This is a genomic window from Mediterraneibacter sp. (assembly GCF_030825015.1).
Classification (GTDB): Bacteria; Bacillota; Clostridia; order Lachnospirales; family Lachnospiraceae; genus Mediterraneibacter.
Map to the genome: position 1 here is coordinate 83516 of NZ_JAPJQP010000002.1, position 15235 is coordinate 98750.

Genomic DNA, 15235 nt, shown 5'->3' on the forward strand with positions numbered 1-15235 from the left:
CCGACAGAACCGGTACAGCCGGTGCAGGCAGAAGAGCCGACAGAACCGGTACAGCCGGTGCAGGCAGAAGAGCCGACAGAACCGGTACAGCAGACACAGGCAGAAGAGCCGACAGAACCGGTACAGCCGGCACAGGCAGAAGAGCCGACAGAGTCGATTCAGCAGACACAGGCAGAAGAGCCGATTCAACCGAAAGCGGCATCTGCGGAAAATGGATATCAGGAAGCACAGCCGCAGAATCCGTATACATCTGCACAGAATAATTCTTATTATGGAGCAGGACAGTCTTATTCAGACCCAAATGCAGATCAGCAGTACACGGGATATCAGAACCAGACATCTTATCAGAATCAGGCGCCTTATCAGAATACACAAGTACCGCAGCAGCCGATTAACTGGGTTCCGTATCTTGTACTGTCCATTATTTGTACGTTATGCTGCTGTCTTCCGTTTGGTATTGTAGGAATTGTGTATGCGGCGAAGATTAATTCAGCAATGGCGGCCGGCAACTATGAGGAAGCGAAGAGCGCAGCGAAGACAGCGAAGATCTGGATTATCGCATCTGCTGTAGTAGGTCTTGTTGTAGAAGTAATTTATATCATCTTCATATTTATCGGAGGCGCAGGCGGATATTACTATTACTAAGAGGTTGTAAAGCAGAGGAAACAGATGTTAGAACGATTGCGTAAAAAAAGAAGTCTGCGGATATTGATCGTAGCAGGAGCGGCGGCAGCTGCACTTGCAGGGGCGGTTTACTTGTATTTTCATAATCCGTACAGTTATCCGCTGCCGTGTATCTTTTATTCTTTGACCGGATTTTATTGTCCCGGATGCGGCGCGGGCAGAGCCGGTTATTCGCTTCTGCACGGAAAGTTTTTAGACGCGTTTTGCTATAATCCGGTTATGACGGTGCTGCTTCCTCTTTTGGGACTTTATGTGGCGGCAAGAGCAGTTGACTGGGCGATTACGGGAGGAGATCATGTTGATCAGAAGATCAGTGCGAAATTCGTTGCCGGAATACTGATTTTTGTTCTGCTGTTTGGAATCGTAAGAAATATTCCGGTATATCCGTTTAATTTGCTTGTGCCGGGCGGTTTGTTTGAATTATTTTAAAGAGACGGCGAATGGAAGAACGATTGTTTTTACAGAGAAAAGCAAGTCGGATAAAGCAGAATAAAAAATACAGAATAAAAATCAGCAGGATAAGAAAAAGAAAAGATGTATCAGCGGGCGCTTGGGAGATTTCCTTAAGCGTCCGTTTTATTTGCGAAAAAACCGCTTTACCTGACGCGGGTGATTCAGACGAGATTTTAGTATAGAAGTCGGTAAGATATTGTGATAAAATGAAAAAGACAAAAAGTTCTGAAAATGTGTAAAGCAGACGCTTTGCATAACAGAGAAACAGATTTTCGGGAAAACGGAGGATACTTGTATGATTAACAAATTAGTGGAAAAGATTAAAAAGACAAAAGCGCCGATCGTGGTAGGTCTTGATCCGATGCTTAATTATATTCCGCAGCATGTTCAGGAAAAAGCGTTTGCTGAGTACGGAGAAACTTTGGAAGGAGCGGCAGAGGCAATCTGGCAGTTTAATAAAGAGATCGTGGATAAGACATATGATCTGATTCCGGCTGTGAAGCCGCAGATCGCGATGTACGAACAGTTCGGAGTTCCGGGACTTGCCGCATTCAAGAAAACCGTAGATTACTGTAAGTCAAAAGACCTCGTTGTTATCGGCGATATTAAGAGAGGAGATATCGGTTCTACATCAGCAGCATATGCGGTTGGACATCTTGGAAAGGTAAAAGTCGGATCAAAAGAATACGTTCCGTTTGATGAAGATTTTGCAACTGTCAATCCATATCTTGGATCTGACGGAGTGAATCCGTTTGTGGATGTGTGTAAAGAACAGAAAAAAGGATTGTTTATCCTTGTGAAAACGTCCAATCCTTCCAGCGGAGAATTCCAGGATCGTCTCATCGACGGACGACCGTTGTATGAACTTGTAGGGGAGAAGGTTGCACAGTGGGGCGCAGAGTGTATGGGCGATGAATACAGCTATATCGGCGCGGTTGTCGGAGCAACGTATCCGGAGATGGGAAAAGTTCTTAGAAAGATCATGCCGAAATCCTATATTCTCGTGCCGGGATATGGCGCTCAGGGAGGTAAAGGAAAAGATCTTGTTCATTTCTTTAATGAAGATGGACTTGGTGCGATCGTGAACTCTTCAAGAGGAATCATTGCGGCATATAAGCAGGAGGCATATGCGAAGTTTGGCGCAGATCATTTTGGAGATGCTTCCAGAGCTGCCGTAGAGGATATGATCGCAGATATTAGTGGAGCGCTTGAATCCGCAAAATAAGACGTTGGAAGAAAACAGAAACGATCTGAAGGAAGATCTAAGAGATCTGAAAGAAAGGGTCGGTAATGAAGAATTTGGAATAAAGGAGCATATGACACATATGACAAGAGAAAAGGAAAATGCAGCGGTCATTTCACAAGAGGAGATCGCTCATGGAATATATAGTATGTGGATCAAAACGGAGGCGGCAAACACTGCAAAGCCGGGACAGTTTATCTCAATGTATACGAACGATGGAAGCAAACTTCTTCCTCGTCCAATCAGTATTTGTGAGATTGACAAGGAGAATGGGGCGCTGCGTGTCGTATATCGTGTGACAGGAGAGAATACAGGAACAGAGCTTTTTTCCCAAATGAAAGAAGGCGATACGATTCCGGTGATCGGACCTCTCGGAAACGGATTCCCGGTGGAGAAGGCGGAAGGAAAACGTGCTTTTCTGATCGGCGGAGGAATCGGCGTGCCTCCGATTTTGGAACTGGCAAAACAGATGGGATGTGATAAAAAACAGATCATCGTCGGTTACCGAAACGAAGAGACATTTCTGGAAACAGAGTTTAGACAGAACGGCGAAGTGTACATTTCTACAGAGGACGGAAGTGCAGGAACAAAAGGAAATGTGATGGATGCAATCCGGGAAAAGGGATTGGAAGCGGACATTATTTATGCATGCGGACCGACTCCGATGCTTCGCGCGATCAAGACATATGCAGAAGAAAATGGAATCGAATGCTATATTTCTTTGGAAGAGCGTATGGCATGTGGAATCGGGGCATGTCTTGCCTGTGTATGCAAAACAAAAGAAAAAGATCATCACAGTAACGTGAATAACAAAAGGATCTGCAAAGATGGTCCGGTATTTTTGTCAACGGAGGTAGAGATCTGATGAATACAAAAGTGACGATTGCAGGAGTAGAGTGGAAAAATCCGGTCACAGTTGCATCCGGTACATTCGGATCCGGAGCTGAATTTGTTGATTTTGTTGATCTGAACAAGCTTGGGGCAGTGACGACAAAAGGAGTTGCCAATATTCCGTGGACAGGTAATCCGACTCCGAGGGTAGCAGAAACTTACGGGGGAATGATGAATGCGGTCGGTCTGCAGAATCCGGGAATTGATATGTTTTGTGACAGAGATATTCCGTTTCTCAGAAAGTATGATACAAAGATCATTGTAAATGTATGCGGAAGATCTACGGAAGATTATTGTGAGGTTGTTGAACGTTTGGCGAATGAAGATGTCGACATGCTTGAGATCAATATTTCCTGCCCGAATGTAAAAGAGGGTGGAATCGCGTTTGGTCAGAATCCGAATGCGGCGGAAGAGATTACAAAAGCGGTGAAAAAGTATGCAAAACAACCGATCATTATGAAATTAAGTCCGAATGTCACAAGTATTTCCGAGATGGCAAAAGCAGTGGAAGCAGGAGGCGCGGATGCAATATCTTTGATCAACACTTTGACAGGAATGAAGATTGATGTGAATAGAAAAGCATTTGTTTTGGCAAATAAAACAGGCGGAGTGTCCGGTCCGGCAATTCATCCGATTGCTGTCCGTATGGTATATGAGGCGGCAAATGCTGTCAGCGTTCCGATCATCGGAATGGGAGGAATTGCGTCTGCAGAAGATGCCATTGAGATGATCCTTGCGGGAGCAAGCGCAGTGTCTGTCGGAACAGCAAATTTCTTCGATCCGGCAGTGACCATGAAGGTTGTGGATGGAATTGAAGAATATATGAAGCAGCAAGGATTTGAAAACGTTGCGGATATGGTTGGAATCGTAAAATAATCAAAAGAATATATAGAAAGACTTGAATTGAAAATAACGTCTGACAGAAGAATGAAATTGCTGTCAGACGTTATTTTTTTGCATGGTGACCGCTTCCGATCCCGGAATGTGCCTTTTGGCACTGCAGGTGATTGAACAGAAAATATCATTTCTGTACGGGCTATCCCTATTTGATAAGAGTATTCTATTAGAAGCTGTTTATCAGATTCCTTTTTTATAAAGGATAAAAGAATAGGCGGTCGGGACAATCGTGCCGATCATAATTACAGTCAGGATAATCCACATTGCGGCATCACTTCCGAACAGACTGTCTGTAAAGGTCATTAAAATCATAGCAATGCCCATAACGATGTAAAGTTTTCCGCCGAGGCGATGCGTGCGATTCCAGTTTTCGGTGCTGTTCAGTGTCCACGGAAGTTTAATTCCTACCGTATAGTTTTGCTGCAGCTTCGGCATATAGTTTCCGAGAACGATGAAAAAGACACCGATCAGGGCAGATACAAAGATTTCAATGCTAAAGTTAATTCCTAATGCGATCAGATAAGTTGCACAGCTGCACATAAGTGAGATGACGGGAACTGTCCAAAAAAGGAGCGCCATCGGTTTCTTATGGATGTTCTTTTTCTTCGGATCATTTAAAGTGATGAAGAGACAAATGAGGTGGAGCGCAGTAAGGATGAGCGGCATCCCGAATACTGCAAAACTCTTATTAGACCAGCCGTTCGCTGTTCCGTCGCTTCCCCAGTGTGTGGCGATCGTATCAGGGAGTTGATTCCAAAGGAATAATCCGATCAGAATGGGCAGCAGAGTAACCAAAGTTGTAATGATAATTGTGTTTTTATATTTTTTCATGACTCTTTTTCTCCTTTCAAGTCTGAAATCCATACCATAATTTCTTCCAGTACAGTAAGGTTCAGTTCATAGAAAATAAAATTTTTCTCACGGGTCTCCCGGATCAAGTCTGCATTTTTTAAAATCTTCAGATGATAGGAGATTGTTGCATGGGTCATATCAAAATGCCCTGCAATTTCGCCGGCAGACATGCGTCCCTTTTTCAAAAGCTCCAAAATTTCCCGCCTTGCCGGGTCGGATAATGCTTTAAAAGTTTCAGCAAAGCTCAAGAACATCCCTCCTCATATTTTAACTCCTGATTTACATGAAAAGTATTTAGAAATATTTCTAAATACCTTATAACACCGGAGGAAAGGAAAGTCAATATCTATTTAGAAAAAAATCTAAATTGTTTTTGCCATTATAAAATACAGAAATGCAGGGAATGATTTGAAAACAAAGAAAAATGTAGTTGTCATGTCGGAATATGAATGAAAAATGGTAAAAAATTTCAAAATCATCATAGAATATCCTTGAAAATCGTTTTTTAAACACAAAAAATGACGGAAAGCATTGACGAAACATCAAAAAATGTATACAATACGATACAGTGATGAAAAAAACAAAACGGAGGAGTCCTGCAATGACTGCGTATAAAGATTTAAGTAAAGAAGAGCTGTTAGAATTAAAGAGCGGATTAGAAGCGCGCTTTGGGGAAGTAAAAGAAAAAGGATTAAAACTGGATATGTCCAGAGGAAAACCGTCTGCGGATCAGTTGAACTTGTCAATGGATATGATGAAAGTGCTTGCCGGAGATGCAAATCTGATCTGTGAAGACGGAGTAGACTGCCGAAATTACGGAAACCTTGATGGAATTGATGAGGCGAAGCAGCTTCTTGCAGATATGATGGAAGTGCCGAAAGATAATGTGATCATTTTCGGAAACTCCAGCTTAAACGTAATGTATGATACAGTTGCCCGTGCTATGACTCATGGAATTATGGGCAATACGCCGTGGTGTAAATTAGATAAAGTGAAGTTCTTATGTCCGGTTCCGGGATATGACAGACATTTTGCGATTACAGAATTTTTCGGAATAGAGATGGTCAACGTACCGATGACTTCGACAGGTCCGGATATGGATCTTGTGGAAAAACTTGTCAGTGAAGATGAATCGATCAAAGGAATCTGGTGTGTGCCGAAGTATTCCAATCCGCAGGGTATCACATATTCTGATGACACAGTGTACCGTTTTGCAAATCTGAAACCGGCTGCAAAAGATTTCCGTATTTTTTGGGATAACGCATATTGCGTACATCATCTGTATGAAGATAAGCAGGACTATCTTCTTGAGATTTTAATGGAATGTAAAAAAGCTGGAAATCCTGACATGGTTTACAAGTTCTCTTCAACTTCTAAGATCAGCTTCCCGGGTTCAGGTATTGCTGCGATGGCGGCGTCTGAAGCGAACTTAAAAGACGTCCGCAATATGATGAAAGTTCAGACGATCGGACATGATAAAGTTAATCAGCTCCGTCATGTAAGATTTTTCAAAAATATTCACGGAATCGTAGAACATATGAGGAAACACGCTGACATTCTCCGCCCGAAATTTGAAGCGGTTTTGGATGTCCTTGAAAGAGAATTAGGAGGGCTGGAGATCGGATCATGGATCGCTCCTCACGGCGGATATTTTATCTCTTTTGATGCAATGGAAGGCTGCGCGAAAGCGATTGTTGCGAAAGCGAAAGAGGCAGGTCTTGTCATGACCGGAGCAGGCGCGACATTCCCTTATGGAAAAGATCCCCATGACAGCAATATCCGTATTGCTCCGTCCTATCCGACGGCGGAAGAATTGTCAGTTGCAGCAGAAATTTTTGTGCTGAGTGTGAAGCTCGTAAGCATCGATAAATTACTTGGAAATTTATAAAATGAGTTTGGCGGAGAAAAATAAGAAATTTTGCAAATAATAGAGTAATGAAAATACAGAATAAATAAAAATGAAGAGGGTATCGTTTTAGATTATGTTGAAACGATCCCCTCTTTTTTGGAAATCAAAAATCGGTCAATGCACAAACTAATGCAGAATACCGTTTCGTTTTATTTTGAATATCATCTTCTGTTACACCATAATAAGAATATAAATCTTGGGCAATGCGTTTAAAACGTTTCATCTGTCTTCGATCGCCTCCGTAGCTTACCCCAAATAGATCCCAGCGAAAATCTAATGTCATTTCCAAATATCCGTTTCCTATAACTAATTCGTACATTTGAAAATCCATAGGTACTTCTTCATCCGGAATAGATTCAATTTTTTGTTCTCTTTCCTGTAGTAATGCATGGAACTTTTGTAATGATTTTTCATCGGAAATATCGGGGGTTGAAATATGTAAGAGATCCCCTAATAGTTCGGGTCTATGGTTGCAGATGATTCCTTCTTTCGCGCATTTTTTTTCGCATTTATATTTCCGGTGAGTTTGGCTGATCGGGAGAAAGCTGTATTTCTCCTGGGCATAAATAATCGTTTCTTCTTTTGTATGCGTTCCGGGCTGAATTTTTTTTTCTGCCCGTTTTCGCCGCAGCTGATATATCTTATTTTTTAGCCGATTCTTTAACGGCTTTTTATAATCATTGCTTTTTCCGGCAATAAAAATACTTACAGGACCGTCATCACCGCCTATCACTGTCGTTTGCTGTATATGCTTATCTATCAAAATGACGCTTCCTTTCTTAATGAGTGTGAGGTTGGTACTGCTTCTAATTTATAACTGCACTTTCAGACTTCATGGGTGTTCCGACTTCAATCAAATTGCCGTCCAAATCATAAAAGCGGACTGCTTTTTGTCCCCAGCTATGTGTTGTGAGACGGTTAACATATTGAATTGACGGGTATAACTTTTCTAAGTTTTTGATAAATGCTTCGATATTTTTCTCTTCAAAATATAGTTCGCAGGAATTGCTTTTCGGAAGGATTTCTTTTCCTAAAAATTTCGTCCAGATTTTCTCGTCTTGAAGGACAAGGCCTTCTGTCAGGATCATATTGCCGTCATTATCGAGGATCATATCCAGACCGAATAAATCGTGATAAAACTGTTTTGATTTTTCGATATCTTTTACAACAAGCAAAATGTTTTTTAATTTCATGCGTATACCCCACTGCAGTTTTCTTGATCGTTTTTTCAGAAAATGATTTGTTGACATAACGAATATCGTTTCCTTTTTGTTTTCTGAATATTTATGGATAGTATATCAGTTTTTGGAAAGATGCGCAATTTAAAACAGGATTTCACAGGAAAATGCTGTACTGGGGAAAATCACCCAATTCCCATCATATGCTGCATTCCGAGACTTACAAGGGATATTCCGACCCAGCAGCAAAAGCCTGTCTTGTTTATGGTAATACGATATCATAAAAAATATATAAAATAAAATTATTAATATTTATATAATAATAAATATATGTTATAATTGAATGCAGGGAGTAATTCTTATAGAGCTCGGGCGGATGTTCGGTGAAAACACCGCCCGCTGCTTTTATGTATAAAGAAGTATATATAAAGAAGTATGTATGAAGGAACGGAGCAGGAGAAAGACGTTTCATGGGGGATGCGTATGCTGGATTTTAGGATGGAAACATTTTTGACAGTATGCCGGGAGATGAATTTCACACGGGCGGCAGAAAAATTAAATATTACCCAGCCGGCGGTATCGCAGCACATCCGTTTTTTGGAGAAGCATTATCATGTGAAGCTGTTCCGCTATGAGGGGAAGAAACTTGAGCTGACAGAAGCAGGAGAAATTCTGAAAAATGCATCTTTGACAATGATGCATGACGAGAATGCGATGCAAGATGAGATGCGAAGAGCAGGCAAGGGAGAAGAGATTCGTTTTGGGGCGCCCCGGACAGTCGGAGATGTGCTTGTAGGGAAGATGATCTTTAACTATTTGAAAATCTATCCGGACGCGCAGATTCATACGATCGTAGAAAATACGCAGGAACTTCTAAAAAGGCTGGACGAAGGAGAGATTGATTTTGCCTTGGTGGAAGGTTTTTTTAAGAAGAGTGAGTATGATTTCCAGACATATTCGGAAGAACCGTATATTGCGGTATGCAGTTCAGATTATCATTTTACAGAGACTCCGAGACGGCTGGAAGATCTTTTCGGAGAACGGCTTTTGATACGAGAGGACGGATCCGGCACGAGGGAGGTGCTGGAGCGCTGTTTAGATTCCCGTAACTTGAGTGTGAGTGATTTCAGGCAGACAGTTGAGATCGGAAGTTTACATGCGATCAAAGAGTTGACAAAATCAAAATGCGGTATTACATTTTTATATGAGGCTGCCGTCAGGGAAGAACTGAAAGATAAGACGTTCGTTAAGATCCCTTTGGAAGATTTTCATGTGACACGAGAATTTACGTTTATTTGGAGACGCGGCAGTTTTTATGCGGATAAATATAAAGAGATTTTCCGATATTTTTCGGCGTAATGGAAAAAATAAACAGAAGGAATGCACGGCATTTTGTGCCGGCGACAAACAAAATAAAGAAAAGGAAGTGAATTTCCGAAATGTTACAGGCAGAACATTTATCGTATAATATAGTAGAAGAAGGAAAACAGTCAGAGATTTTAACAGATGTGAGCTTTTCTGTAGAAGATGGGGAAATGCTTGTTATTACCGGTCCTAACGGCGGGGGGAAATCGACTCTTGCAAAGCTGCTTATGGGGATTAACCGGGCGACAGGCGGGAAGATTCTTCTTGACGGAGAGGAAATTACGGATTATGCGATCGACGAGAGAGCAAAAGCAGGAATGGGATTTGCGTTTCAGCAGCCCCCGCGTTTTAAAGGGATGACGGTCAGACAGCTTCTTTCGCTTGCGGCAGGCGGAACGCTGGATGATAAAACATGTTGTGCGCTGTTGAGCAGCGTAGGACTGTGTGCGAAAGAATATATTGACAGGGAAGCCGACGCCACACTTTCGGGCGGAGAGATGAAACGGATTGAGATTGCGACAGTTTTGGCGAAAGATCATAAAGTGTGCGTATTTGATGAGCCGGAAGCGGGGATTGATCTGTGGAGTTTTTCGATGCTCATTAAACGGTTTGAGCAGATCCACAGAGAGAAAAAGCAGAGTTTGATTCTGATTTCACATCAGGAACGAATTATTCGTATGGCAGACCGGATCATGGTGATCGGAGACGGGAAAGTAGAAGCGGTCGGCACGGCGGATGAGATCATTCCGACGTTATTCGGAACGAAGCCGGAGTCTTGCGGATGCAGAAAACAAAAAGGGGGCGAACTCTATGAGTGTTGATTTTGAAGGAAGCAGCAAAGAGTCAGTGACGCAGCAGGTGTTGGATATAATTGATTCTTATGGATTTAAACAGGAAGGCGCGTACAATCTTCGCTTGAATGGAATGGCGGTATGCCATGGAGACAGCCGTCATATTCAGATCATTCCGAAAGAGGATCGTCAGGGAATCGATATCCATATCAGCGGGGAGGCGAAAGATGAGCAGGTTCATATTCCTGTTGTGATGACTGAGGAAGGTGTGGACATTGTTTATAATGACTTTTATATAGAAGACGGAGCAGATGTGACGATCATCGCAGGGTGCGGAATTCACGGGGAAGGATGTTCCGAGACTCGTCATGACGGGATTCATGCATTTCATGTAGGGAAACATGCAAATGTGAAATATATAGAAAACCATTATGCACAGGGAAATGGTTCCGGCAAGAAGACGTTGAATCCTGTGACAAAGATCTATGTCGGGGAAGATTCGGTGTTTACTTTGGAAACAACGCAGATCAGCGGTGTGGACTGTACAGAACGTGAAAATTATATTGAATTAGGGGATAATGCGAAGCTGTTCGTGACAGAAAAACTGATGACAGATGAAGAACAGTCCGCAGTTTCGAATATGGAGATCGAGCTTAACGGTGTGAACAGTTCGGCAAGAATTGTCTCCAGATCTGTTGGAAAAGGCAGATCAAAGCAAGTGTTTCATCCGAAGGCAATCGGAAATAATCAGTGTCATGCACATGTGCAGTGTGATTCGATTATTATGGATCAGGCAGAGATCAGTTCGATTCCTGAGATCAATGCAAGACATGTGGATGCACAGATTATCCATGAGGCGGCGATCGGAAGGATCAATGATGAGCAGCTTGTGAAGCTTCGCACGTTCGGCATGAACGAAGAGGAAGCGGAAGCTGTCATCATTGAGAATTTCCTGAAATAAACAGTGTCTTTGTCTGTTTTGGTTATTCGTTCTCTGAATCGTTGTTTTTTGCCCAGCCGTAGGAATATTTTACCGCTTTATTCCAGCCTTTAATACGGCTTAAGCGGATGTCTTCGCTGACAGACGGGAGGAAGATCTGATCCGTTGAACGGTTGCTGATTACCTCTTCTTTGTTTTCCCAATAACCGACAGCAAGTCCGGCAAGATAAGCAGCGCCCGTGGCAGTCGTTTCTACGCAGGTAGGACGGTTGACAGGGGCGTTTATAATATCTGCCTGTACCTGCATCAGGAAGTTATTTGCGCTTGCGCCTCCGTCTACATTCAGGGAAGAAAGAGCGATGCCGGAGTCAGCTCTCATTGCCTCAAGTACATCATTTACCTGATAGGCGATGGATTCAAGGGTCGCGCGGATAATATGGTATTTGTTCACTCCACGGGTAATGCCGACGATCGTTCCGCGCGCATATTGATCCCAGTGAGGAGCGCCAAGTCCTGTGAATGCCGGAACAACGTAACACCCATTTGTCGTATCTACTTTTGAAGCCATGTATTCCGAATCTTCGGAAGAATCGATGAGACGCATCTCATCTCTGAGCCATTGAATGGCGGCACCGGCTACGAAAATAGATCCTTCCAGCGCATAATTGACTTTCCCGTCTAATCCCCATGCAATCGTAGTTACAAGCCCGTTTTTGGAGAATACAGGCGTTTCTCCGGTGTTCATCAAGAGAAAACATCCTGTGCCGTAAGTATTTTTCGCTTCGCCGGGATGAAAACAGGTCTGCCCGAAGAGGGCTGCCTGCTGATCTCCTGCGGCGCCTGCGATAGGGATTGCTCCGCCGAAAAACGAAGGATCTGTCTCGCCGTAAATGCAGCTTGACGGTTTTGGTTCGGGAAGCATACTTTTTGGAATGTCAAGTTCGGCAAGAATTTCATCATCCCAGGTAAGCGTATTAATATTGAAAAGCATCGTTCTGGAGGCATTGGAATAGTCCGTCACATGAACCCGTCCCTTTGTCATTTTCCAGATGAGCCATGTTTCTACAGTCCCGAAAAGCAGTTCCTGTCGTTCGGCGCGCGCTCTTGCATCCGGAACATTGTCTAGAATCCATTTGATTTTTGTTGCTGAAAAATAAGCGTCGATGACAAGTCCGGTCTTTTGACGGAATTTCTCTGTAAGTCCTTTTCTTTTCAGGGAGTCGCAGTATTCAGAGGTGCGTCGGCATTGCCAGACGATCGCATGACAGATTGGTTCACCTGTTTTGCGATCCCAAACGATGGCGGTTTCACGTTGATTGGTGATTCCGATCGCCGCAATATCTTCTGCCGCCGCTCCGATTTTGTTCATGGCTTCTACTGCAACGCCCAGCTGACTTGCCCAGATCTCATCGGCATCGTGTTCCACCCATCCGGGATGAGGGAAATATTGAGTAAATTCTCTTTGAGCGATACTGCAAATCTCGCCTTTTTTATTGAAGAGGATGCATCGGTTACTTGTTGTTCCGGCATCCAAAGACATAATGTATTTTGACATGATAAACCTCCTGCAGCAGTCTGTTCTGCCTTAAGTTCTTATAAAAATGAATTTCTTTCATAGAGATATTAATTGTTATTATAGCAGTTGAAGAAGGAAAAGACTATATTTTCTCATCCCTTTTCTATTCTCATTGAGAAATGCTTTTGATATAAGAAAAAGTATGATATAATCGTAAAGACACCGTCAGGTAGTGGACGGATCGGCGAAAGAAAAAAGGAATAAGAGAGATGGAGAGTGAAGTATGGACGGATCAATGTTTATTGGAACATGGTGGGCTCTTGTCCCGCCGCTGCTTGCAATCGTGCTCGCATTTATAACAAAAGAGGTATACAGTTCTCTTTTTATCGGTGTAGCAGTAGGTGCAATGCTCTACAGCGGATTTAATCCGTGGGATTCATTTGTAAACTTTTTTGATATTATGAAAAGCAGCATGAATCTCAACATTTTAATTTTTGACGTTTTGCTTGGAATGATCATAGTGCTTATGGCAAAATCAGGCGGATCGGCAGCGTATGGAAGATGGGCAGGGACGAAGATCAAGTCGAAAAAAAGCGCCCTTTTGGCAACGACAGGTCTTGGAATGCTGATTTTTGTGGATGATTATTTTAACTGTCTGACAGTTGGTTCAGTAATGCGTCCGGTAACAGACAGATATAAAGTGTCCAGAGCGAAGCTTGCGTATATTATCGACTCAACGGCGGCCCCGGTCTGCATTATCGCGCCGATTTCCAGCTGGGCGGCGGCAGTGAACTCTTATGTGCCGGAAGACGCGGGAATCAGCGGATTTCAGCTTTTTATGAATACGATTCCGTATAACTTGTATGCGATTTTGACTTTGACAATGGTTATTTTCATTACTGTGACAGCATTTGATTTCGGACTTATGAAAAAGCATGAGATGAATGCGGCGAAGGGAGATCTGTTTACGAGCGGAGGAGAAGAGTTTGATCAAGTATCAGAAGATGAGATCAATCCGAACGGAAAAGTGATCGATCTTGTGCTTCCTGTAGCCGTATTGATTGTGTCTGCGGTCGGAGCAATGATTTATACCGGATTTCAGGGAGGAGCGACGAACCTTATTACCGCGTTCTCGGGATGTGATGCAGAGACAAGTTTGATCTTTGCAACGATGATCACAGTATTTTTCATGCTGATCTTGTATCTTCCGAGAAAAGTTGTAACATTCAAAGGCTTCATGGATAGTTTGGCAGAAGGATTCAAATTGATGGTTCCGGCAGTTACGATCTTGATTTTTGCGTGGTCTTTGAAGGGAATGGGAGACGCCCTCGGATTAGCAGAATTTGTCGGAGGAGTTGTAGGAAAGAATGCATCGGCAAGTATTTTTATTCCGGCAGTCTTATTTATAGTGGCAATTTTTCTGTCCTTTTCTACAGGAACTTCATGGGGAACGTTTGCGATCCTTGTCCCGATCGCAACGGCTTTGTTTGCAGGAGCAACGAATCTGACGATGATGACGATCTCTGTATCGGCAGTTCTTGCAGGTGCAGTTTGCGGCGATCATATTTCTCCGATTTCGGATACGACGGTTATGTCTTCTGCCGGAGCGCAGAGTAATCATATCAACCATGTGTCGACTCAGATGCAGTATGCGGCAGTTGTCGCGACGGTGAGCTTCGTAGGATATATTCTTGCGGGAATTATTCAAGTATGGTGGATCGTTCTTGGAATCAGTCTGATCCTTTTGCTCGGAGTTCTTACCGGACTTAGGATCCTTTCCGGCAGAAAGCAGGTCAAGGGAAATGTCGGATAAACAGAAAAAAGTATGTATCAATGTGCCGTATATCGATCAGAGCAGGCTGTATCCGACCGGATGCGAAAGTGTATCGACGGTAATGCTGCTTCAGTTTTTAGGCGTTCATATAACAGTTGACGAATTTATACAAAACTATTTGGAAAAGAAGTCTTTTGAAGAAAGAGGCGGGGTGATCTATGGTCCGGATCCGCGCCGGTATTTCTGCGGAAGTCCTTATGATGAGGAATCCTTCGGTTGTTATGCGCCGGTTATTCGATGTGCCCTTGAGAAGATAATCGGAGAAGATTATACGGTGACAGATGAAACCGGAATGACAACGGAATACTTGATCAAAAAATATATCGATCAGGGGATGCCGGTCATTTACTGGGCGTGTATCAATATGCGTGATCCGATCGTAGGACCGCAGTGGAAGCTTTTGGATACAGAAGAGGTATTTACATGGATCTCAAATGAGCATTGTATGCTGCTCGTCGGCTATGATGAAGGTGGGTATTATTTTAATGATCCATATGAAAATAACGGCTGTATCCGATATCCGAAAGAAATTGTGGAAGATCGGCATAAAGCGCAGCATATGCAGGCAGTCGGTATTGCGAGAAAAAGAATCGGGAAATAGAAAAGAAGGAAAAATAGACATAGAAGTAAAAATTAAGAAAAATATAGACGAAAAATAAAAAGAAAAAAATCGGCAGTCTGC

At 42.9% G+C, this 15235-nt stretch carries 16 protein-coding genes; 11 read left to right on the plus strand and 5 right to left on the minus strand.

Annotated elements, in window-relative coordinates:
* The 5 genes from RCH61_RS02060 to RCH61_RS02080 form a co-directional block, all read left to right on the plus strand.
* Positions 1-645: CD225/dispanin family protein (locus tag RCH61_RS02060; protein WP_306479753.1), on the plus strand; the 645-nt coding region annotated here is incomplete at its 5' end.
* Between the two features lie 24 nt (positions 646-669).
* Positions 670-1113, plus strand: a complete 444-nt coding sequence (locus RCH61_RS02065) for a DUF2752 domain-containing protein (protein ID WP_306479754.1) — start codon at positions 670-672, stop codon at positions 1111-1113.
* Positions 1114-1432: 319 nt separating this feature from the next.
* Complete coding sequence (gene pyrF, locus RCH61_RS02070; protein WP_306479755.1) at positions 1433-2362, plus strand: orotidine-5'-phosphate decarboxylase; 930 nt, start codon at positions 1433-1435, stop codon at positions 2360-2362.
* 100 nt (positions 2363-2462) lie between these two features.
* The gene (locus RCH61_RS02075; protein ID WP_306479801.1) at positions 2463-3245 is read left to right on the plus strand and encodes a dihydroorotate dehydrogenase electron transfer subunit; all 783 of its coding nucleotides are present in this window, start codon (positions 2463-2465) and stop codon (positions 3243-3245) included.
* Positions 3245-4147 (plus strand): dihydroorotate dehydrogenase, encoded by a 903-nt coding sequence (locus tag RCH61_RS02080; protein ID WP_306479756.1) that lies wholly within the window; start codon positions 3245-3247, stop codon positions 4145-4147. Before RCH61_RS02075 ends, RCH61_RS02080 begins: the two co-directional genes overlap by 1 nt.
* Positions 4148-4348: 201 nt before the next feature.
* Here RCH61_RS02080 and RCH61_RS02085 read toward each other — a convergent pair whose 3' ends face one another.
* Positions 4349-4999: an SdpI family protein gene (locus RCH61_RS02085; RefSeq protein ID WP_306479757.1), complete on the minus strand. Its 651-nt coding sequence runs from the start codon at positions 4997-4999 to the stop codon at positions 4349-4351.
* A complete protein-coding gene (locus RCH61_RS02090) occupies positions 4996-5274 on the minus strand; it encodes an autorepressor SdpR family transcription factor (protein WP_442920440.1) in 279 nt (92 codons plus the stop codon). Before RCH61_RS02090 ends, RCH61_RS02085 begins: the two co-directional genes overlap by 4 nt.
* A 347-nt stretch (positions 5275-5621) precedes the next feature.
* Here RCH61_RS02090 and RCH61_RS02095 point away from each other — a divergent pair, with 347 nt between their 5' ends.
* Positions 5622-6908 (plus strand): aminotransferase class I/II-fold pyridoxal phosphate-dependent enzyme, encoded by a 1287-nt coding sequence (locus RCH61_RS02095; protein ID WP_306479759.1) that lies wholly within the window; start codon positions 5622-5624, stop codon positions 6906-6908.
* 124 nt (positions 6909-7032) lie between these two features.
* Here the strand turns inward: RCH61_RS02095 and RCH61_RS02100 are convergent, their stop codons facing one another.
* Both RCH61_RS02100 and RCH61_RS02105 read right to left on the minus strand, forming a co-directional pair.
* On the minus strand, positions 7033-7692 hold the full coding sequence (locus tag RCH61_RS02100) for a hypothetical protein (RefSeq protein WP_306479760.1): 660 nt from the start codon (positions 7690-7692) through the stop codon (positions 7033-7035).
* 43 nt (positions 7693-7735) lie between these two features.
* A complete protein-coding gene (locus RCH61_RS02105; protein ID WP_306479802.1) occupies positions 7736-8122 on the minus strand; it encodes a VOC family protein in 387 nt (128 codons plus the stop codon).
* Between the two features lie 468 nt (positions 8123-8590).
* Here RCH61_RS02105 and RCH61_RS02110 point away from each other — a divergent pair, with 468 nt between their 5' ends.
* The 3 genes from RCH61_RS02110 to RCH61_RS02120 all read left to right on the plus strand — a co-directional run bounded on the left by RCH61_RS02110 (position 8591) and on the right by RCH61_RS02120 (position 11224).
* A complete protein-coding gene (locus tag RCH61_RS02110; protein ID WP_178006615.1) occupies positions 8591-9466 on the plus strand; it encodes a LysR family transcriptional regulator in 876 nt (291 codons plus the stop codon).
* A gap of 80 nt (positions 9467-9546) precedes the next feature.
* The gene (locus RCH61_RS02115) at positions 9547-10293 is read left to right on the plus strand and encodes an ABC transporter ATP-binding protein (protein WP_178006614.1); all 747 of its coding nucleotides are present in this window, start codon (positions 9547-9549) and stop codon (positions 10291-10293) included.
* Entirely contained in the window at positions 10283-11224 is a 942-nt protein-coding gene (locus tag RCH61_RS02120) for a SufB/SufD family protein (protein ID WP_178006613.1), read from the plus strand. Before RCH61_RS02115 ends, RCH61_RS02120 begins: the two co-directional genes overlap by 11 nt.
* 22 nt (positions 11225-11246) lie before the next feature.
* On the opposite strand, the gene glpK is transcribed toward RCH61_RS02120, so the two are convergent.
* A complete protein-coding gene (gene glpK, locus RCH61_RS02125; protein WP_306479761.1) occupies positions 11247-12758 on the minus strand; it encodes a glycerol kinase GlpK in 1512 nt (503 codons plus the stop codon).
* 244 nt (positions 12759-13002) lie between these two features.
* Here glpK and RCH61_RS02130 point away from each other — a divergent pair, with 244 nt between their 5' ends.
* Both RCH61_RS02130 and RCH61_RS02135 read left to right on the plus strand, forming a co-directional pair.
* Positions 13003-14532: a Na+/H+ antiporter NhaC family protein gene (locus RCH61_RS02130; RefSeq protein ID WP_306479762.1), complete on the plus strand. Its 1530-nt coding sequence runs from the start codon at positions 13003-13005 to the stop codon at positions 14530-14532.
* Positions 14522-15154, plus strand: coding sequence for a C39 family peptidase (locus RCH61_RS02135; protein WP_306479763.1), 633 nt, complete (start codon positions 14522-14524; stop codon positions 15152-15154). The genes RCH61_RS02130 and RCH61_RS02135 overlap by 11 nt, the downstream gene beginning before the upstream one ends.
* Positions 15155-15235 lie beyond the last annotated feature (81 nt).